This window comes from Mesorhizobium sp. M0678 (assembly GCF_040320505.1).
Lineage (GTDB): Bacteria > Pseudomonadota > Alphaproteobacteria > Rhizobiales > Rhizobiaceae > Mesorhizobium.
Map to the genome: position 1 here is coordinate 408,923 of NZ_JAMYPT010000002.1, position 20,634 is coordinate 429,556.

At 64.4% G+C, this 20,634-nt stretch carries 19 protein-coding genes; 5 read left to right on the plus strand and 14 right to left on the minus strand.

What is annotated here, in order from left to right; genetic code table 11:
- Positions 1-18: 18 nt before the first annotated feature.
- The 10 genes from dhaM to NKI29_RS05410 all read right to left on the minus strand — a co-directional run bounded on the left by dhaM (position 19) and on the right by NKI29_RS05410 (position 9,373).
- Positions 19-408: a dihydroxyacetone kinase phosphoryl donor subunit DhaM gene (gene dhaM, locus NKI29_RS05365; protein WP_352448466.1), complete on the minus strand. Its 390-nt coding sequence runs from the start codon at positions 406-408 to the stop codon at positions 19-21.
- Positions 405-1,007, minus strand: coding sequence for a dihydroxyacetone kinase subunit DhaL (gene dhaL / locus NKI29_RS05370; protein ID WP_352795638.1), 603 nt, complete (start codon positions 1,005-1,007; stop codon positions 405-407). Before dhaL ends, dhaM begins: the two co-directional genes overlap by 4 nt.
- A gap of 81 nt (positions 1,008-1,088) precedes the next feature.
- The gene (locus NKI29_RS05375; protein ID WP_352795639.1) at positions 1,089-2,732 is read right to left on the minus strand and encodes a dihydroxyacetone kinase subunit DhaK; all 1,644 of its coding nucleotides are present in this window, start codon (positions 2,730-2,732) and stop codon (positions 1,089-1,091) included.
- 67 nt (positions 2,733-2,799) lie between these two features.
- A complete protein-coding gene (locus NKI29_RS05380) occupies positions 2,800-3,813 on the minus strand; it encodes an ABC transporter ATP-binding protein (protein ID WP_352591123.1) in 1,014 nt (337 codons plus the stop codon).
- Positions 3,806-4,918, minus strand: a complete 1,113-nt coding sequence (locus NKI29_RS05385) for an ABC transporter ATP-binding protein (RefSeq protein WP_352591126.1) — start codon at positions 4,916-4,918, stop codon at positions 3,806-3,808. The genes NKI29_RS05380 and NKI29_RS05385 overlap by 8 nt, the downstream gene beginning before the upstream one ends.
- A 3-nt stretch (positions 4,919-4,921) precedes the next feature.
- Positions 4,922-5,122 (minus strand): hypothetical protein, encoded by a 201-nt coding sequence (locus NKI29_RS05390; protein ID WP_352795641.1) that lies wholly within the window; start codon positions 5,120-5,122, stop codon positions 4,922-4,924.
- Entirely contained in the window at positions 5,119-6,069 is a 951-nt protein-coding gene (locus tag NKI29_RS05395) for a carbohydrate ABC transporter permease (protein ID WP_023676335.1), read from the minus strand. The genes NKI29_RS05390 and NKI29_RS05395 overlap by 4 nt, the downstream gene beginning before the upstream one ends.
- Positions 6,066-7,013: a carbohydrate ABC transporter permease gene (locus tag NKI29_RS05400; protein ID WP_031211681.1), complete on the minus strand. Its 948-nt coding sequence runs from the start codon at positions 7,011-7,013 to the stop codon at positions 6,066-6,068. The genes NKI29_RS05395 and NKI29_RS05400 overlap by 4 nt, the downstream gene beginning before the upstream one ends.
- A gap of 126 nt (positions 7,014-7,139) precedes the next feature.
- A complete protein-coding gene (locus NKI29_RS05405) occupies positions 7,140-8,471 on the minus strand; it encodes an ABC transporter substrate-binding protein (protein ID WP_352454682.1) in 1,332 nt (443 codons plus the stop codon).
- 212 nt (positions 8,472-8,683) lie between these two features.
- On the minus strand, positions 8,684-9,373 hold the full coding sequence (locus tag NKI29_RS05410; protein WP_023676338.1) for a PIG-L deacetylase family protein: 690 nt from the start codon (positions 9,371-9,373) through the stop codon (positions 8,684-8,686).
- A 27-nt stretch (positions 9,374-9,400) separates the two neighbouring features.
- On the opposite strand from NKI29_RS05410, the gene NKI29_RS05415 reads away from it, so the two are divergent.
- The 5 genes from NKI29_RS05415 (at position 9,401) to nhaA (ending at position 16,313) form a co-directional block, all read left to right on the plus strand.
- Positions 9,401-10,291 carry a DMT family transporter gene (locus tag NKI29_RS05415; RefSeq protein ID WP_023676339.1) on the plus strand — a complete coding sequence of 297 codons (891 nt, stop codon included), beginning with the start codon at positions 9,401-9,403 and terminating at the stop codon, positions 10,289-10,291.
- Between the two features lie 75 nt (positions 10,292-10,366).
- Positions 10,367-12,985: an ATP-dependent helicase HrpB gene (gene hrpB, locus NKI29_RS05420; RefSeq protein WP_023676340.1), complete on the plus strand. Its 2,619-nt coding sequence runs from the start codon at positions 10,367-10,369 to the stop codon at positions 12,983-12,985.
- Between the two features lie 90 nt (positions 12,986-13,075).
- Entirely contained in the window at positions 13,076-14,401 is a 1,326-nt protein-coding gene (locus tag NKI29_RS05425) for an ActS/PrrB/RegB family redox-sensitive histidine kinase (RefSeq protein ID WP_023676341.1), read from the plus strand.
- Between the two features lie 63 nt (positions 14,402-14,464).
- Positions 14,465-15,028: an ActR/PrrA/RegA family redox response regulator transcription factor gene (locus NKI29_RS05430; RefSeq protein WP_023676342.1), complete on the plus strand. Its 564-nt coding sequence runs from the start codon at positions 14,465-14,467 to the stop codon at positions 15,026-15,028.
- A gap of 91 nt (positions 15,029-15,119) precedes the next feature.
- Positions 15,120-16,313, plus strand: a complete 1,194-nt coding sequence (gene nhaA / locus NKI29_RS05435; RefSeq protein WP_352568332.1) for a Na+/H+ antiporter NhaA — start codon at positions 15,120-15,122, stop codon at positions 16,311-16,313.
- A 17-nt stretch (positions 16,314-16,330) separates the two neighbouring features.
- On the opposite strand, the gene NKI29_RS05440 is transcribed toward nhaA, so the two are convergent.
- From NKI29_RS05440 to NKI29_RS05455, 4 genes are read right to left on the minus strand one after another with little or no spacing between them, the layout of a single operon-like run.
- On the minus strand, positions 16,331-17,758 hold the full coding sequence (locus NKI29_RS05440) for a gamma-aminobutyraldehyde dehydrogenase (RefSeq protein WP_352568331.1): 1,428 nt from the start codon (positions 17,756-17,758) through the stop codon (positions 16,331-16,333).
- Between the two features lie 25 nt (positions 17,759-17,783).
- Complete coding sequence (locus NKI29_RS05445; protein WP_023676345.1) at positions 17,784-18,599, minus strand: ABC transporter permease; 816 nt, start codon at positions 18,597-18,599, stop codon at positions 17,784-17,786.
- Entirely contained in the window at positions 18,589-19,539 is a 951-nt protein-coding gene (locus tag NKI29_RS05450; protein WP_023676346.1) for an ABC transporter permease, read from the minus strand. Before NKI29_RS05450 ends, NKI29_RS05445 begins: the two co-directional genes overlap by 11 nt.
- A 14-nt stretch (positions 19,540-19,553) precedes the next feature.
- Positions 19,554-20,549 carry an ABC transporter ATP-binding protein gene (locus NKI29_RS05455; RefSeq protein WP_352568330.1) on the minus strand — a complete coding sequence of 332 codons (996 nt, stop codon included), beginning with the start codon at positions 20,547-20,549 and terminating at the stop codon, positions 19,554-19,556.
- Between the last annotated feature and the right edge of the window lie 85 nt (positions 20,550-20,634).

Below are 20,634 nucleotides of genomic sequence, written 5' to 3' on the forward strand. Positions count from 1 at the left end.
GTCAAAATTCCCGTTCGTTCACGACGGCGACAATTCGTGCGCCGTCGCCACCACTTCCCTGAGCGAGGCGCCGCCGGAAGCCTCGGTCGCCGCCATCACCGCGCCTTCGACGATCGGCGCATTGCAGACGATGATCTTCTGGGCGCGTGGTTCGCCGATCATCTCGACCGCCATCTCGCTATTGGTCTCGGCACCGCCGAGATCGACGAGGATCGCGACCCCCGCCTCCGACCAGGCCTTGTCGATGGCGCCCATGATCGCCTCGACATTGGTTCCCAGCCCGCCATGGCCGTTTCCGCCGCACCATGCAAGCGGCACTTCGTTGCCGACCATCTGCCGCACCATGTCGGCGGTGCCTTCGGCGACCAGCGGCGAATGCGATACGATGACGATGCCGACATTGCTCATGCGCGCCTCTCGATTGCCTCGGCTACTGCCCGCACCAGAAGCGCAGTCGAGCGTGCGCCGGCATCCATATGACCGATCGAACGGTCGCCAAGGAATGAGGCGCGCCCACGCAGTGCCTTCATCGGCACGGTCGCGTCGGCCGCGTTGTCGGCGATCTCGACGATGTCCGCTGCCGTCTTTCCCTGCAGCAGGGCCTCATGCACCGGCTGCAGCACGTCGAGCATGGTTTTTTGCCCGGCCTGCGACTTGCCTCTGGCGGCAACCGCTTCGATCGCCTTGCCGAAGGCCGCCGCCAGGTCGGCGCGACCCGGCGCGGCGGAAATCTCCTTGCCGAGCGCCATGAACAGCGTGCCGAACAAGGGACCGGAGGCTCCGCCGACGGTCATCACCAGTTTGGTGCCGATCGCCTTCAGCGCCTCGGGCAACGGCTTTGCCGCAAACGCGCCGGCCTCGGCCCGCACTGCCTCGAAGCCGCGTTTCATGTTGAGCCCATGGTCGCCGTCGCCGATGGCCTGGTCGAGACTGGTCAGCTCTTCGGCATGTGCGGCGATCGCGTTTGCCGCCGCCTCGATCAGCCTGGAAATATCCGCTGCCGCCATATCACCCATGCTCCTGGCCCCTGCGCTGCCGGCAGTACGAGAAAATTGCATATCCGGCAATTGAAGCATTCTTTTCCCCAGTCAAGCGGGTTCGAGCAACGCAGCGAGGGCAGTGAAGACCTCGGCGACGGCAAAGGCGCCGGGGTCGACCACGCCGTCGAGCTGGCTGCCAATATAGGCGGACCGCCCGGCCTTGGCCTTGCGCATGGCAGCGGTGGCCTCGGCTCCGCGTTGCGCCGCGACCGCCGCATCTTCCAGACTCCCCCTATCCAGCGCCCTCAAGGCGGGTTCCAGGGCATCGATCATCGTGCGATCGCCGACCCTCGCTCCACCATAGAAGGACATCCGATCGAGGCCGGCGAGAAGCGCCTTGGGAAGCGTTTCGCCAGACTCCAGCGCCTGCGCGGCGGCGGTGAAGAAGATCGACAACAGCACGCCGCTAGAGCCGCCCATGCTGGCGCTCAGGATGTCGCCGACGGCGGCGAGCGTTGCGGCAGGGTCAGCGAGCGGCAGTGTCGCAATGCGGCCAAGCACGCTGCGCGCACCGGCCGCCACAGTCGATCCGGTGTCACCGTCTCCCGCCTTGGCATCCAGTCCGTTCAACGCGCCTTCAAGCGAGATCAGCCGTTCGCAGACCGCGACAACCAACCGGTCGGTGCGTGCGTCCTTGCTGGCTTTCGACGCGTTGTTCGGGCCGGCGGCTTTGGCCATCGGCACGACGCTGGCTTGGCGAACGGCTCTTGCCGGCAGCCAGGCGTGAGGGCCTACCGGCGCCCGCAACGCCGCTTCGCGCGACGCATCGAGCCGGATCAGCGACAGGGAAAAGCCGTTCATGTTGAGCGCGGTCATAAGCTGCCCGGGCCCGATTGTCAGCGTCACCTTTTGTGCCAGCGGTGAAGCCAATACCGCATTGGCGACAAGCAACATTTCCAGCGGTGGCACCGAACCGAGATTATTGATCAGCAAGGCGTAGTCGCTGACCGGATCGAGCCGCGCGGCAAGGCGCTCCGACATGATCGCAACCAGCCTTTCGGCACTTTGCACCGCAATCCGCTCAACGCCCGGTTCGCCATGGATGCCGAGGCCGAGTTCAGCGTCGTTGGCGCCAAATCTTTCGTCATGGCTCTGGCCGGGGATCGAGCACGATGACAGCGATATGCCGAGTGAAACGATATCCGCCACCGCGGCCCGCGCCGCAGCGGCAACCGTCGCCAGATCGTTGCCGGCTTCCGACAGGTGGCCGGCGATCTTGTGCACGAACAAGGTGCCGGCAACGCCACGCGGCTGGGCAATATCAGGCAGGGCAATGTCGTCCGCGACGATCACCATCTCGACGGGGAAGCCTTCGACGCGCGCCTTCTCGGCGGCCAAGCCGAAGTTGAGGCGATCGCCGGTATAGTTCTTGACGATCAGCAGGCACCCGGCGGGACCGGTCACTGCGCGGATGGCGGCCAATACCGCTTCCACGCTCGGCGAAGCAAAGATCTCGCCCGAAACCGCCGCCGTCAGCATGCCAATGCCGACAAAGCCGGCATGGGCAGGTTCGTGCCCGGCCCCGCCGCCGGAAATGACCGCGACCTTGGTCTTATCCCAGTCCGCGCGGAGAATGACCTTGATCTCGGGATAGCCGTCGAGGCGAGCGAGATCGCCGGCGCCGGTCGTACCGAGGAAGCCGTCCAGGGCCTCAGTTACGATCGTATCCCTGCGATTGAAAAAATGCTTCATCGAATTGGTCCAGTCCGGTGCCCGAAATTGCCGGTTGAAAGGTGCCAGGAAAACACTCGCGCAGCACTCACATCAGCCGTCGCCCATCGGCGCCGAAATACAGCGGCGAGCGATAGCGGATCATGATCTTGTCGCCCTGCGCCAGGTCGGTGTCGGGGTCGGTTAGCGTCACCAGCTTCCTGGTCCCCACCGTCACATGCAGATGGTTCTGGTCGCCGAGATGCTCGACCCAATCGACGACGCCGTCGGCATGGCCGTTCGCCGCCTTCTCGATCGAAAGATGTTCGGTACGAGCACCGATCGTCTTTGTTCCCGCCGGCGCGCCACCATCCGGCAGCAGTCCGACCGGCAACAAATTGATTGCCGGTTGGCCGAGCCTTGCGGCGACGTGAAGGTTTGCCGGCTCAGAATAGATCGTGCGCGGGGAACCGACCTGCACCAGCACGCCGTCGGCGAGAATGCCGATGCGGTCGGCCATGGTCATCGCTTCGATCTGGTCGTGCGTGACGTAGAGCATTGTGGCGCCGAGTTCCGCCTGGATGCGCTTCAGCTCGAGCCTGAGATCGGCGCGCAGCTTGGCGTCGAGCGACGACAGCGGCTCGTCCATCAGGTAGATCGACGGCTTGCGCACCAAAGCGCGGCCGATGGCGACGCGCTGCATCTCGCCGCCAGAGAGTTTGGTCGAGCGATTATTCAGCTTGTGGTGGATGCGCACCATCTTGGCCACGTCCTCGACGCGGCGGCGGATCTGATCCTCCGGCATTTTCCGTGCTGGCGAGCGCAGCGGAAAGGCGAGGTTGTCGTAAACCGACAGATGCGGATAGAGCGAATATTGCTGGAACACGAAAGCGGTGTCGCGCTCGGCCGGCGACAGCGTCGTCGTGTCGTGGCCGGCAATATGGATCGAGCCCGCTTCCGGACGCTCCAGCCCGGCGATCAGCCTGAGCGTCGTCGTCTTGCCGGCGCCGGTCGGCCCGAGCAGTACGACGAATTCCCCGTCGGCGATATGCAGGTCGAGATTGTCGACGGCGACATGCTCGCCAAAAGCCTTGGTCACGCTTTTGATGTGAACGTCAGCCATGATGTGCTCTCCCCTGGGAGGCCGAGTCATGGATTTCGGTGCGCACCGCACGGCCGGATCCTTTTGCGAACAGCGACAGCCGCGCGCTGCTCAGCGCCAGGCCCACATGATCGCCCGGATTGAGCCGGATTTCGGCCGGCACCCTGGCCTTGATGATGCCGTCTGCTGTCTCCACCGCCACGATCTGAGTGGTGCCGAGATATTCCGTGCCGTAAATGGCACCGCGCAGCTTCGAAGCGTCGTCGAAGCGGATGTGCTCCGGTCGGATGCCAAGCGCCATCTCGGCCGGCGCGACGTCCTCGCGGATCTCCGGCACGGCCACCTTCGCGCCTTGCACAACAATTTCCCTGGCGCCCTTTGAAAGCCCGCCGCCGAAGCCGAGGAAATTCATCGGCGGCGAGCCGATGAAGTCGGCGACGAACATCGTCGCCGGCCGGTCGTAGATCTCGCGCGGCGTGCCGAACTGCTCGATGACGCCGTGGTTCATCACCGCGATCTTGTCGGCCATCGACATCGCTTCCATCTGGTCATGCGTGACATAGACGGTGGTGGCGTGGATGCGGTTGTGCAGTTCTCGCAATTCATGGACCATCAGGTCGCGGAATTCGGTGTCGAGCGTGCCGAGCGGCTCATCCATCAGGAAACATTTTGGCCGCCGTACGATGGCGCGGCCGAGCGCCACGCGCTGGCGATCGCCGCCGGCAAGCCCGGAGACCGATTTGTTGAGCAGATGGTCGATCCGCAAAAGCTTCGCCGTCTCCTCCACTCGGCTCCGGATTTCAGCGCCTGGCATGCCTTGCGCCAGCAGTGGAAAGCCGATGTTCTTCTGCACATTCATGTGCGGATAGAGCGCGAACAGCTGGAAGACGAAGGCGATGTCGCGCTCGCGGGCACGCCGCATGGTGACGTCCTCGCCGCCAAGCAGGATCTTGCCGCCGGTCGGCAGTTCGAGCCCGGCGATCATGCGCAACGTCGTCGTCTTGCCGCAGCCGGACGGCCCCAGCATGACGAAGAATTCGCCGTCCTCGACGACGAAGTTGGAATCCTGCACGGCGACGAAATCGCCGAATGCCTTCCTCAGATGTTCGACCCTGATCTCGGCCATCGTCTACTCCGGAAATTTCGAGACGATGATGAACATCGCCGTGCCCGCAAGCATGGTGATGAAGGAATAGGTGTAGAGCACCAGTGCGAAGGGCTGGAACAGCATCAGGAAGCCGATGGCGATGATCGCGGTGGCGACGTTTTCCATCAGCCCGCGCCTGGCCCGGACGGGCCAGCGCGATTTGCGTTTTGCGGTCATGCTCATTTACGCACCGCGCCAAAGGTGATGCCGCGCAGCAATTGCTTGCGAAGCAGGATGGTGAAGACCAGGATCGGCACCAGGAAGATCGTCGTGCCGGCCGCGACCGCCGGCCAGTCCTGACCGCCTTCGCCGATGATGGTCGGGATGAAGGGCGGCGCGGTCTGCGCCGTGCCCGAGGTCAGTAGCGCAGCGAACGCATATTCGTTCCAGGCAAAGATCAGGCAGAAGATGGCGGTTGCGGCAATACCGGTGGTCGCCTGCGGCAGTACCGTGCGCCAGAACGCCTGCAGCCTGGTGTAGCCGTCGATCATCGCCGCTTCTTCATATTCGCGCGGGATCTCGTCGATGAAGCCTTTCAGCAGCCACACCGCCAAGGACACGTTGACCGCCGTATAAAGCAGGATCATGCCGAGAGCCGTGTCCGACAGGCCAAGCTCCCGGTACATCAGGTAGATCGGGATGGCGACGGCGATCGGCGGCATCATCCGCGTCGACAGGATGAAGAACAGAAGGTCGTCGGCGAGCGGCACCTTGAAGCGCGAAAAACCATAGGCCGACAGCGTGCCGAGGAACACCGCGCAAAACGTCGAGCCGAACGCGATGATCAGCGAATTGACGAAGCGCGGCATGAAGTTGGACGGGCCGGCGATCACCATGTTGCGCTTGCGCACCGTCTCGTCGCACAGGCCCGTCGCCGGTCCCAGCGAGTTGATGTATTCCGGTGTTTGCCGAGTCCGGGTCGAGAACAGGTTGCAGTAGCCCTCGAGGCTGGGCTGGAACAGGATCTTCGGCGGATAGGCGATCGAATCCGGCGGCGTCTTGAAGCTGGTGGCGAAGATCCACAGCAGCGGCACGATCGAGATCAGCGCGTAGGCGACGATGATCGTGCCGGCGACGCGCTTCGACGTGGCCGACGGCGCGACAACGGAATGGGCTGACGTCAGGCTCATCTCTGCTTCACCTTGTTGAGCGCCTTGACGTAGATGTTTGCGAGGCCAAACACTGCGACGAACAGGATGATGGCGAAGGCCGAGGAATAGCCCGTCCGCCAGCTTTCGAAGGCCTGCCGCTTCAGCGTGATCGAGGCCACTTCGGTGGTTGATCCCGGCCCGCCGCCGGTGAGCAAATTGACCATGTCGAACATCTTGAAGTTCTCGATGCCGCGAAACAGCACCGCCAGCATGATGAAGGGCAGCGCCATCGGCAGCGTGATCGACCAGAACTGCCGCCAGTTGGAGGCGCGGTCGACCTCGGCCGCTTCGTAGATGTATTCGGGGATCGAGCGCAGGCCAGCGAGGCAGATCAGCATCACGTAAGGCGTCCACATCCAGGTGTCGACGATGATGATCGACCATGGCGCCAGTGACACGTTGGAGAGCATGCTGATTTCGGTTGCCGGAATGCCGGTGACGAACGAAACGGCGTAGGCGAACAGCCCGATCTGCGGCTCGTAGAGGAAGCGCCAGAAATTACCGACCACCGCCGGCGACAGCATCATCGGCACCAGGATGATTGTCGTCCAGAAGGCGTGGCCGCGAAACTTGCGGTCGATCAGCCAAGCCAGCGTGAAGCCGATCAGCGTCTGCAGCAGGATGGTCCAGAACACGAAATGCGCCGTCGTCTGCATGGCGATCCAGATGTCCTGGTCGGCGAGGATGCGCTTGTAGTTTGCCAGCCCAAGGTTCTTCACAACCTCGTTGGGCCGATTGGCGCGAAAATTGGTGAAGGACAGATAGATTGCCCAGAACAGCGGAAAGATGTTGATAGCTAAAAGCAACAGGATCGTCGGCGAGATGAACAGCCAGGCGAGGCCCTTGTCGCTGATGCCCCGGACCTTGCGGGCCAACGGCTCGGGCGTAGCCCGGGCAACGCTGTCCGCCGTCCGATTGAGCATGGTCAGTCCTGCTTCGGTCACTTGGCTCGTCTCGACAATGGAATTTATCTGAACTGTGTCCCGTGCCAAGTGGCACGGGACGGTTCGGTCATGGGCTCGGGAGGAGCCGTTTACATCTTGCCCCGGCTACATCTTTCCATCGTCCTGGAAGACCTCGGTCCAGTCCTTGACGAGGCCGTCGAGCGCATCCTTGGCCGAGCCTTGCCCGGCAACGACATAGTCGTGGAACCGCTTCTGCGATGCCTGCAACAGCGGGGCATAGCTCGGCTCGGCCCAGAAGTCCTTCACGATGGCCATCGAGTCGAGGAAGGTCTGCGCGTAGGGCTGGCTGGCCGGGAAGGCCGGGTCCTTGACGACCGCGTTGAGGCAGGAATAGCCGCCGAGCGACCACCATTTGGACTGCACGTCCTTGTTGGCGAACCATTTGATGTATTTGAGCGCGGCTTCCTGCTTGTCGGAATAGGAGACCACCGAGATGCCCTGGCCGCCGAGCTGGGCGAACTGGTCCCCGTCCGGACCTTTGGGATTGACGAAATAGCCGATCTTGTCGCCGCCGACATTCTCGTCCTTCTGCAGGCCTGGCCAGGTGAAGGCGAAGTTCATGTGCATCGCCACCTGGCCGGATTTGAAGGCATCGACGCCTTCGCCCATGTAGCTGTTCGAGGCGCCGGGAGGGGTGCAGCAATCGTAAAGGGCTTTGTAGAACTCCAGGCCCTTCACCGATTTATCGGAGTTGACGAAGCCTTCCATCTCGTAGGGCTTTTTCGGGTTTTCGTACTGGAAGCCGAAGCTGTAGAGCACGTCCATGGCGCCCATGGTGATGCCTTCCGAGCCGCGCTCGGTGTAGATCGACGCGCCATAGACGGTCTTGCCGTCGATGTCGCGCTTCTGGAAGAATTCGGCGATCTGCTTCAATTGGTCGAAGGTCGTCGGCGGGCCGAGATCCCAGCCGTACTTTTCCTTGAATTCCTTCTGCAGCTCCGGCTTGGAGAACCAGTCCTTGCGGTAAGTCCAACCGACGACGTCACCCATGGCCGGCAGCGCCCAGTAATTCGGCGAGTTCTTCGGCCATTCCGAATAGCCGACGACGGTCGCCGGCACGAAATCGTCCATGCTGATCTTCTCCTTGTCGAAGAAGTCGTTCAGCTTGACGTAATGGCCGTTCTCGGCGGCACCGCCGATCCACTGGCTGTCGCCGATGATGAGGTCGCACAGCTTGCCGTGCGAATTCAGCTCGTTGAGAAAGCGATCGGCATAGTTGGTCCACGGCACGAATTCGAATTTCATGCCGATGCCGGTTTCCTTGGTGAAGTCCTTGGACAATTCCACAAGCGCGTTGGCCGGGTCCCAGGCTGCCCAGCAAAGCGTCAGATCTTCTGCCTGCGCGACATTCGAAACGGCTGTCGACGCAAAGAGTGTCGATGCCAGTCCCAACGCCAATTTCAAGGTCGATTTCATGCCTTCCTCCCATTTGCGAAACGCGTCCGGATGACGGTTTCAAGAGCCCGCTAAACCCCTCCTCGGGGGCCCAAACACAACGACGCGGCGGCGCACCGGATGTTTAGTAATTTGTTTAGTGATGCAATTTTTACTAAACAAGGCAAGCGAATTCGTTGCTGCATCGCAGCATGCTGGATACGAAAGCAACGTGAGAAGTTGCGGCGACCTGCCTAGGTCACCGTCTTGTTGCTGACGGCCACCGGACGGATCACTGGGGCCGGCGGCAGCAGCGCGCGGATATCGGCGAAGGGGAAGACTGGCTCGAAGCGGAAGGCCTCGGCGAACGATCCGGCTGGGCCGTTGCACTGGCCGGCGCGAAAGGCGTTCTGGGTGCGCGCCGCGTCGACGAAACGCTCGGGATCCTGCGACTGGTGCGCCCGGATCGCCTCCGCCTTGAGATCGAAATGCCTGGAGGTATCGACGTAGTGCGTTGGCGAAAACCCGGTGCCGCCGAACGTGTCGGCATGTAGCACCGGCACCGAGAATGACGCTGCGATGCGCACGCCATCCGACAGCGCGCGGTGGTCGCCATGATAGTCGTTCGGCGCATGCGTTATCACCAGATCCGGCCCTATCTCGCCGATCAGTGCTTTGAGCGCCCCGATCAGCGCGGCATCCGCGACCAGCCCGCCATCGGGAAAGTCGAGGAAGCGCGGCGTCAAGCCAAGCAGGCCGGCCGCCGCCGTCGCCTCCTTGCGGCGCCTGCGGGCCAGCGCTGACGGATCGCCGTAGCCGCCCCTGGTGCCATCCGTGGCTATGGCAAAAAAGAGTTCTGCGCCTTGCGCGGCATAGGCCGCCATCGTACCGAACATGAAGATCTCGATGTCGTCCGAATGCGCGCCAAGCGCCAATATCTTCACTCTCATCTCTCCCGGAAATGGAAAAACGTGCCCAACGGAATTCTGCTCGCGCTCATCGCCTATGCAAGCTATTCGTGCAGCGACGCGGTTGTCAAAAGCCTGGGCGGGCAGTTCAACGTCTTCGAGATCGGCTTCTTCTCGACATTGTTTGCCGGCTGCTTTCTGCTCTTTGCCAGGCCGGCAGGCGAGCGCTGGCTCGATTTCTGGCGCACCAACCGGCCCTGGGCGGTACAGGCCCGGGCCTGGGCCGGCATCGCCTCGGGCGTGCTCAGCGTCTATGCCTTCACCACCATCCCGCTGGCGGAAGTCTATGCGCTCATCTTTCTGGCGCCGCTGTTCGTCACTATCCTGGCCACGCTGGTCCTCAAGGAAAAGGTCGGCCCATGGCGATGGCTGGCGGTCGCCGCCGGCTTTGCCGGGGTCATGCTGGTCGTCAGGCCTGGTTTTCGCGAGTTGCAGCTCGGCCATCTGGCGGCGTTCATCATCGCCTTCCTGGCCGCCACCAATGTCATCCTGATGCGTTCACTCGCCGCGCAGGAAAAGCGCACGACGATGCTCGGCGTGCTGATCGGCTACGGCCTGCTCTTCAACGGCGTCGGTGCGGCGGCTACCTCGTTCTCGCTGCCGGATGGCAGGCAATGGGCCTGGCTGGTGCTGGCCGGCGCCTTTACCGCCGGCGGCCAGCTGCTGCATCTGCTGGCGGTCAAATACGCGCCGGCCAACCGCATCGCGCCGACGCATTACTCGCAGATCGTCTGGGCGGTGGTTCTAGGTGCGCTGTTCTTCAGGGAATATCCGGATTTTCTGTCGCTGGTCGGCTTGGCCGTGGTCGGCGGTTCCGGCCTGCTGACGATGGTGCGCGAGGAGGTGCGGCTCGGCACGGTGCGCTGGAACCCGTTTTCGCGGACCAGGCTTTGAGTCGGCGCCGAGGTTGCGTCGCGACCGCCACCGCTGATATGCGGTCGCTGCCAACTGGCTGCACAGCATAGCACAATGACGACAAAACCCTTGCCGGACCTGCCGGTCTCCGTTGTCTTGCCGGCGCTCAATGAAACGCTGAGCCATGGTAACAGCGCCGTGCTGGTGGCGCCGCCCGGTGCCGGCAAGACGACGCTGGTTCCACTGGCGCTGCTCGACGCTGAATGGCTCGGCGCCGGAAAGATCATCCTGCTCGAGCCGCGCCGCCTCGCCGCCCGCGCTGCCGCCCGCCGCATGGCCGAATTGCTCGGCCAAGAGCCCGGCGAAACCGTCGGCTATGCCATGCGCATGGAAAACCGCAGTTCCGCAAAGACCAGGATTCTCGTCGTCACCGAAGGCGTGCTGTCCCGCATGATCCTCGACGACCCGGAACTGCCTGGTGTCGCGGCGGTGCTATTCGACGAGTTCCACGAACGCTCGCTCGACGGCGATTTCGGGTTGGCGCTGGCGCTCGACGTGCAGGGTGCGCTGAGGCCCGAACTCAGATTGCTGGTGATGTCGGCAACGCTCGACGGCGCGCGTGTCGCAAAATTGCTGTCCGGCGCGCCAGTGATCGAGAGCGCAGGCCGCGCCTTCCCGGTTGACATCCGCTATGACGAGCGGCCGGCCGGCGTCACCATCGAGGACGCCATGGCCAAGGCGATCCGCTCGGCGCTTGCCGGGGAGGAGGGCAGCGTGCTCGCTTTCCTGCCCGGCCAGCGCGAGATCGAGCGCACCGCCGAGCGGCTGGCGGGCAAGGTCGGCGCCGATACCGACATCGTGCCGCTCTATGGTATGCTCGACAACAAGGCGCAGGACGCGGCGATTAAGCCGGCGCCGCTCGGCCGCCGCAAGGTCGTGCTGGCGACGTCGATCGCCGAAACCTCCATCACCATCGACGGTGTGCGCGTCGTCATCGATTCCGGCCTGTCGCGGCTGCCGCGCTATGAGCCGGCGAGCGGCCTGACGCGGCTGGAGACGGTACGTGCTTCCCGCGCTTCCGCCGACCAGCGCGCCGGCCGTGCCGGGCGCACGCAGCCGGGCGTCGCCATCCGGTTGTGGCGGGCCGAGCAGACAGCGGCCCTGCCGGCCTTCACGCCGCCGGAAATCCTCGAGGCCGATCTTTCCGGCCTGTTGCTCGATAGCGCGGCGTTCGGCGTCGCCGATCCGACCAGCCTGTCCTTCCTCGACCCCCCGCCGGCTCCGGCGCTCACCGAGGCGAGGGTACTGCTACGTGCGCTCGATGCTGTCGATGCGGCAGGACGCCTGACGGATGCCGGTGCCGCGATGCGCAGGCTGGCGCTACCGGTGCGGCTCGCCCACATGGTCGCCGAGGCGGCAAGAACCGGAGAGGCGCTCGAGGCGGCGATGCTCGCCGTATTGTTGACCGAGCGTGGCCTTGGCGGCGATGGTGCCGATCTCGAACGGCGGCTGCTGCGCTTTCGCGCCGAAAGATCGCCGCGCGCCACCGCCGCCCGGCAGCTGGCTGAGAGGCTGGCAAAGCAGGCTTCACCCTCCCCCTCGAGGGGAGGGTCGGCGAGCGAGCCGAGCGCAGCGAGACGAGGGAGACGGGGCGGGGTCGTCGATGGCGTGCCCGAACCGACCCCACCCCGATCCGCTACGCGGATCGACGCGCCGGGGCGAGCCACGGGGCTCGCTCGTCCTTCCGACCCCCTCAAGAGGGAGGGCAGCACAGCCGGCGCTCTCCTCATCCATGCCTGGCCGGATCGGGTCGCCAAAGCGCGCGGCGAGCGTGGCCGCTTCGTGCTTGCCAACGGCTCGGGCGCCATGCTCGACGCCTCCGATCCGCTGGCCGGCGAGACCTGGCTCGTCGTCGCCGACCTGCAGGGCAAGGCGCAGAACGCCCGCATCACCGCAGCAGCAGCCATCGATGAGGCCGACATCCGCACTGCGCTGGCGGAAAAGACCGAGACCCGCCGCGAGGTGAGCTTCGACCGCGACAGGCGCGCGGTGCGGGTGCGCGAAACGGTTCGCCTCGGCGCCATCACGCTGTCCGAACGCATGCTGCCGGCGCCGACCGGTGCCGACGCGGATCGCGCCATCCTCGACGCCTTGCGCGAACACGGCCTGTCCCTGTTGCCGTGGAACAGGGAGGCGGAGACGTTGCGGCAGCGGCTCGGCTGGCTGCATCGCGGCCTCGGCGCGCCATGGCCCGATGTCTCCGATGCCGCGCTCGTCGAGCGCCTCGACGACTGGCTGCTGCCGTTCCTTTCCGGCGCGGCATCCTTTGCGGCAATCGATCCCAGCGTGCTTTCGCAAGGCCTGATGACGCTGGTGCCGCACGAATTGCAGCGCAAGATCGACACATTGGCGCCGACCCATTTCGACGCGCCGTCGGGCAGCCGGCTGCCGATCCGCTATGGCGGCGAATGGCCGGTGCTGGCGATCCGCGTGCAGGAACTGTTCGGCTTCGACCGGCATCCGGCGATCGCCAACGGCACTGTGCCGCTGACGCTCGAATTGCTGTCGCCGGCTCACCGGCCGATCCAGACGACGCGCGACCTACCCGGCTTCTGGCGCGGCTCCTGGGCCGATGTGCGGGCAGAGATGCGCGGCCGCTATCCCAGGCATGTCTGGCCGGAGAACCCGCTTCTCGCCGCCGCCACCAGCCGCGCCAAGCCGCGCGGTACCTGATGCTTCCAGATTGTCATCCCGAACCGAGGGCCGGCTTCGGCGGTTTTTCGGAAAAGACCTCCGGCTGTTTCCCCTCTATAATCACTGGCCATGATAAACATCCTGCACGCACCCGACTTCCAGCAAAGTCAGCGGCTGCGCCTCAACACGCTGATCAGGTTGCGCTGGCTTGCCATCGTCGGCCAGAGCCTGACCGTGCTTGTCGTCGCTTACGGGCTGAAATTTCCGCTGCCGGTCAGCATGTGTTTTGCGCTGATCGCCTGTTCGGCCTGGATGAACCTTTTGCTGACCTTCCGCTATCCGGCGGCGCATCGGCTTACCCCGTTCTCGGCCTTCGCCATCCTGACCTTCGACAGCCTGCAGCTTGCCGGCCTGCTCTACATGACCGGCGGACTCACCAATCCGTTTTCGCTGTTGATGACCGTGCCCGTCGTCGTCTCGGCGACGTCGCTGCCGCTGCGGCTGACCGCCATGCTCGGCGCGCTGGTGATCGTGGCGGCGACGCTGCTGGTCTTTTACCACCTGCCGCTGCCATGGCATGAGGGCGCGCCATTGGCGATGCCGGTCATCTATGTCGCAGGCATGTGGATGGCGGTGTTCTGCTCCATCGCCTTTACCGCGATCTATGCCTTCCGGGTGGCCGAGGAGGCGCGGCTGCTTGCCAACGCGCTTGCCGCCACGGAATTGGTGTTGCAGCGAGAGCAGCATCTCTCTGCCCTCGACGGCCTCGCCGCGGCCGCCGCGCACGAGCTCGGCACACCGCTCGCCACCATCACGCTTGTCGCCAAGGAAATGGAGAAGGCGCTTGGCGAAGATCCGAAATACGGCGAGGACGTGAGGCTGCTGCGTTCGCAGAGCGAGCGCTGCCGCGAAATCCTGAAGCGCCTGACCAGCCTGTCCTCCGAGAGCGAGGTGCACCTCTCGCGCCTGCCGCTGACCTCGCTGGTCGAGGAGGTGACGGCGCCGCACCGCGATTTCGGCATTTCGATCAAGCTTCGGCCGGGCGAGCGCATCGGCCCGGAACCGGTGGGCCGGCGCAATCCCGGCGTCATTTACGGCCTCGGCAATCTGGTCGAGAACGCGGTCGACTTCGCCCGCAACAGCGTGACAGTGCGCTGGAACTGGAATGAAGCCGCCGTCAGCTTCTCGATCATCGACGACGGGCCGGGCTTTCCACCGGAGATCATCGACCGTATCGGCGAACCCTATATGTCGACACGACAAGGCACCGAAGCCGGCGGCGGCCTCGGCCTCGGCCTATTCATCGCCAAGACCTTGCTCGAACGCTCCGGCGCGACGCTCGATTTCCGCAATTCAAGCGAGCCCGGCGAGGGCGCTATCGTGCAGATATCGTGGCCGCGCAGCGTCTTCCTCAATCCCGAGCAGGCTTCGGCCACCATGTTCGACACGGCCTAAATTGGACAATAGCGTTGCGAAACTATATTTGCGTAAAAATCAGGCAGCAGGATTTTCAGCACGATGAGTACTGACGAAACGATTGGCGCAATGGTCGAAGGCGAGGATACCTCGCTGCTGATCGTAGACGACGACAAGCCGTTCCTGACGCGGCTTGCCCGCGCCATGGAAACCAGGGGTTTCGTGGTCGAGACGGCGGAGAGCGTCGAGGAGGCGGTTGCCAAAGCGCGCGCCAATCCGCCGGCCTATGCGGTGGTCGACATGCGGCTGGCCGACGGCAACGGCCTCGACGTCGTCGCCGCGATTCGCGAGAAGCGCGACGATGCCCGCGCCATCATCCTCACCGGCTACGGCAACATCGCCACTGCGGTGACGGCGGTAAAGCTCGGCGCCATCGACTATCTGTCGAAGCCGGCCGATGCCGACGATATTTTTGCCGCCCTGACCCGCACCGCGGGCGAACGCGCAGCGCCGCCAGAAAATCCGATGTCGGCCGATCGCGTGCGCTGGGAACACATCCAGCGCGTCTACGAAATGTGCGACCGCAACGTCTCGGAAACCGCACGCCGCCTGAACATGCATCGCCGCACGCTGCAACGCATCCTCGCCAAGCGCGCGCCGCGCTAAAGGGCTCTCATTACAGGCTTGCCCGGCCAGCGCTGTTTGCGCATCATCGCTTGGCGGTGTCGGACCTTGCTACTGATACGACGGAGGCGACATGCAGGACGAAAAGCGGCTGGTCTCCATGCTGCGCGAATTCCTCGACAGCGAGGCGGCCGGCGGCCTCGTCCTGATGGCTGCGGCGGCCTTGGCCCTGATCGTCGCCAATTCGCCGCTGGGCGAGGCTTATTTCTCCGCCCTCCATGCCTATCTCGGACCGCTCAGCGTCTCGCACTGGATCAATGACGGCCTGATGGCGGTGTTCTTCCTGCTGGTCGGCCTCGAGATCAAGCGCGAAATGCTTGACGGCCAGCTGTCGACCTGGCCGCGCCGCGTGCTGCCCGGCATCGCCGCCGCCGGCGGCATGGCAGCGCCGGCACTGGTCTACGTCGCCATCAACCACAACAATCCAGCCGCTCTGTCTGGCTGGGCGATCCCAACCGCCACCGATATCGCCTTTGCGCTCGGCGTGCTGTCGCTGCTCGGCAGGCGCGTCCCGGGCTCGCTGAAGATATTCCTCACCGCGCTCGCCATCATCGACGATCTCGGCGCGGTGCTCATCATCGCGGTGTTCTATACCAGCGGCCTCTCGCTCGCCTATCTCGGCGCCGCCTTCGCCGTGATCGCGCTGCTGGTGGTGCTCAACCGCATGCGGGTGCTGACGCTGCTGCCGTACATCTTGCTCGGCATCGTTCTGTGGGTTTTGGTGCTCAAATCGGGCGTCCATGCGACGCTCGCCGGCGTCGCGCTGGCCCTCACCATACCGCTGAAGATATCGCCGGGCAGCGGCCATGATCTCGACCATTCGCCGCTGCACCGGCTCGAACACGGCCTGCACAAAGTCGTCGCCTTTTTCGTCATCCCGATTTTCGGCTTTGCCAACGCCGGCGTCTCGCTCGCCGGTCTCAGCGCTGCCGCCCTGGCCGAGCCGCTGACGCTCGGCGTCGCCGCCGGCCTCGTCTTGGGCAAGCTGGTCGGCGTGTTCGGGTCTTCCGCGCTTGCCATCCGGCTTGGCTTCGCCGATCTGCCGGCCAATGCCGGCTGGCTGCACATGGTCGGCATTTCGCTGCTCTGTGGCATCGGTTTTACCATGAGCCTGTTCATCGGCCTGCTCGCCTTCGCCAGCGACGCCGCCCTGCAGGACGCGGTCAAGGTCGGCATCCTCGCTGGCTCCTTTATCGCCGCGCTCCTAGGCGCCGCTGTGCTGCTGGTGGCGCCGGCCGGAGGCGAGGCGGAGGAGGCGGAAGAATAGGCGTCTCCTCGCGGGCGCTACCCGTGAGCGACCATGACGTGGCGGACGGCCGTATAGTCCTCCAGCGCGTAGAGCGACATGTCCTTGCCGTAGCCGGATTGTTTCAACCCGCCATGCGGCATCTCGTTGGTCAGCATGAAATGGGTATTGATCCAGGTGCAGCCATATTGCAGCCGGGCCGCCGTCGCCATGGCGCGCGAAACATCCTTGGTCCACACCGACGACGCCAGGCCATAGTCAGAGTCATTGGCCCAGTCCACCGCTTCGTCGACTTCGGAAAAGCGGGTGACCGAGACCACCGGACCGAACACTTCGCGGCGCACGATCTCGTCCTCCTGCAGCGCGCCGGCGACGACGGTCGGCTGGTAGAAGAAGCCGGAGCCCTCGCCCGGCTTGCCGCCCGTGGTGATCTCGATGTGCTTGAGCTCAGAGGCGCGCTCGACGAAGCTCGAGACGCGGTCGCGCTGGCGACGCGAGATCAGCGGGCCGATCTCGTTTTCGGTATCGTCAGGACGATCATACTTGATGGTCGAGACGGCAGCGGAGAGGTCGGCGACGAGCTTGTCGTAGATCTTCTTGCCAGCGTAGATGCGGCAGGCGGCGGTGCAGTCCTGGCCGGCATTGTAATAGCCGAAGGCGCGCAGGCCGTTGACCACCGCGCCGAGATCGGCGTCGTCGAAGACGATGACCGGCGCCTTGCCGCCGAGCTCGAGATGCGTGCGCTTGACCGATTTGGCGGCAGCCTGCAGCACCTTCTTGCCGGTGGCGACGTCGCCGGTGATCGAGATCATGTTGACCTTCGGGTGGTTGATCAGCGTGTTGCCGACGCTGTCGCCGCGACCGAGCACGACGTTGACGACGCCTTCCGGCAGGATCTCGGCAAGGATTTTCGCCAGCTTCAGCGCGGTCAGCGGCGTCTGTTCCGACGGCTTGAAGACGACGGTGTTGCCGCCGGCAATCGCCGGCGCCAGCTTCCAGGCCATCATCATCAGCGGATAGTTCCACGGCGCGATCGACGCGACAACGCCGATGGCGTCGCGGCGGACCATCGAGGTGTGGCCGGGAATGTATTCGCCTGCGACCTGGCCGGGCATCGAGCGGACCGCGCCGGCAAAGAAGCGGTAGCAGTCGACGATCGCCGGGATCTCGTCATTGAGCACGGCATTGATCGGCTTGCCACAGTTCAGCGCCTCGAGCGCCGCGAAATCCTGTGCAGCAGCCTCGATGCGATCGGCGATCTTCAGGAGATAGCCGGCGCGCTGCGCCGGTGTTGTGCGGGACCAGGTGACGAAGGCTTTTTCGGCAGCAAGCACGGCCGCCTCGATCTGCGCTGGGCTGGCCTCAGGCAGATTGAGGATGGTCGCCCCGGTCTTCGGGTTGAGGATCGGCTCCTCGGTCTCGGTGCCTTTTTCGAATTTCGAGCCGATCAGCATCTGCGTGTCCATGGAAGTCTCTCCCTTATGAACGAGATCATTTGCCCGAACCGGCGATCTGGTCGCCGTCGCGGGTCAGGTAATAGGCAGCGAGGATGGGGAGCAGCGTCACCAGCACTACCACCATCGCCACGACATTGGTGACCGGACGCTGGCGCGGACGGATCAATTCTTCGAGCATCCAGATCGGCACCGTCTGCTGCTGGCCGGCGGTGAAGGTGGTGACGATGACCTCGTCGAAGGACAGCGCAAAGGCAAGCATGCCGCCGGCCAGCAGCGCGGTTGCGATGTTGGGCAGCACGACATGCCGAAAGGTCTGGAAACCATCGGCGCCGAGATCCATCGACGCCTCGATCATCGAGCCGGACGTGCGGCGGAAACGGGCGACCGCATTGTTGTAGACGACGACCACGCAGAAAGTGGCGTGGCCGAGCACGATCGTCCAGAACGAGAACGGGATTTCGGCCAGCGCGAAGGCCGAGCGCAGCGCGATGCCGGTGATGATGCCGGGCAGCGCGATCGGCAGGATGACCAGCAGCGAGATGGTTTCGCGGCCGAAGAATTTTGTGCGGGACACGGCGGCTGCGCATAGCGTGCCGAGGATCAGAGCGATGGCAGTCGAGATCGCCGCGACCCGCACAGACAATGACAGCGCCTGCCAGACGTCGGGGCGGTTCCAGGTGACGGCGAACCATTGCGTGGTCAAGCCCGGCGGCGGCCAGACGAAGCTCTTCTCCTCGGTGGTGAAGGCATAGACGAAGATCAGCAGGATCGGCAGGTGCAGAAAGAGCAGGCCGCCGGTGGCAGCGAGCTTCAGGCCGATCGGCGCGGATGGGCCACGGTCAGAGCGCATCGAAAGCCCCCATGCGCTTGGCGCCCCAGAGATAGAAGCCCATGATAACGATGGGCACCACGGTAAAGGCGGCGGCGAGCGGGATGTTGCCGGCGGTGCCTTGCTGCGAATAGACGGCCTGGCCGATGAACAGCCGCGAGGTGCCGATGATCTGAGGAATGATGTAGTCGCCGAGCGTCAGCGAGAAGGTGAAGATCGAGCCGGCAACGATGCCGGGCAGCGCCAGTGGGAACAGCACGTTGCCGAAGGTCTGGCCGGGCGAGGCGCCGAGATCGGACGAAGCCTCGACCAAATTGCCCGGCACGCGCTCGAGTGCGGCCTGCACCGGCAGGATCATGAATGGCAGCCAGACATAGACGAAGACGATGAAGGTGCCGGTTGAGGAGACCGACAATGAGTTGCCGCCGACGATCGGCAGCGATAGCCAGGCATCAAGCAGCCAGAGAAGATGCAATTTGGCCAGCAGCCATGTCAGGATGCCTTCCTTGGCCAGGATCAGCTTCCAGGCATAGATCTTGACCAGGTAGCTCGACCACAGCGGCAGCATGACGCCGAGATAAAACAGCGCCTTCCAACGGCCGCGCGCATAGCGCGCCGCGTAATAGGCGATGGGAAAGGCGATGATCGCCGCAGCCAGCGTCACCAGCGCCGCCATCGTCACCGTGCGCAGGATGATGTCGAGATTGGCGGCCTGCAGCAGGTCGCCATAAGTCTTCAGCGTGAACTCGCGGTTAATGAGGCCGGAGAACTCATCGATCGAAAAGAAGCTCTGCAAAAGCAGCGCAAACAGCGAGCCGATATAGACGATGCCGAGCCAAAGAACCGGGGGTAGCAGCATCAGGAGCAGCAAGAATTGCGGCCGGCGCCAGAAGAGATCGGAGAGCCCGCCGCGTACGCCGCCACTACCCGGCAGGATGGCGGGGGCCGTGGCCCGCGGCATGGCAGCGTCCAGGCTCATCCTAGCTCGTCCATCAGATGCAAATGCTCGCGGTTGAAGGTGAGCACCACCGCCTCGCCTTCCCGGGGCAAGGCAGCACCCGCCGGCACGATGGCATGCAGCCGCAAGCCCTCTGCATCGAGCGCCAGTCTTGTCGTGGCGCCGAGATAGTTGGTCGAGACCAGGCGGGCGGCAACCCCTTCGCCGTTGGCCCGGCCAATACGGATGGATTCGGGCCGCAGGCTGCCCCAGCGATGCTGGCCGGCATAGCGCTGGACGAAATCCGGCGGCAGCACGTTGGACGAGCCGACGAAATCGGCGACGAAGCGGGTCTTGGGACGCTGGTAGATGTCTTCCGGCGTGCCGATCTGCATAATCTTGCCGTCATTGAAGACGGCGACGCGGTCGGCCATCGACAGCGCTTCGCCCTGGTCGTGGGTGACGAACACGAAGGTGATGCCGAGCGCCTTCTGCAGCGATTTCAACTCCTCCTGCATGTTTTCGCGAAGCTTGAGGTCGAGGGCGCCGAGCGGCTCGTCGAGCAACAGCACCTTGGGCTGGTTGACCAGCGCACGGGCGAGCGCGACGCGCTGGCGCTGGCCGCCGGAAAGCTGGCCAGGGCGACGGGCGCCGTAGCCGGGAAGCCGCACCAGCGCCAGCGCTTCTTCCGCCGCCTTTTGCCGCTCCGGTCTGCCGACGCCCTTGACCATCAGCCCATAGGCGACGTTGTCGAGCACGTTGAGATGCGGGAACAGCGCATAATCCTGGAACACGGTGTTGACGTTGCGGCGATAGGGCGGCACGCCCTCGGCGCGTTCGCCGAAGATCGCGATCGAGCCCGCCGTCGGCTGCTCGAAACCGGCGATGAGGCGCAGGCACGTCGTCTTGCCCGAGCCGGAAGGCCCGAGCATAGCGAAGAACTCGCCCGGCACGATGTCGAGATCGACCGCGTCGACGGCACGCACGCTGCCGAAATGGCGAGAGACGTTTTGGAAGGAAACGGCGGAGGTCATGGGGCTGTCCTGATCTGTCAGGCTCATCAAATTTCAGGCGGTAGCGCTGCCTCTCATCCGCCTGCCGGCACCTTCTCCTCGTATA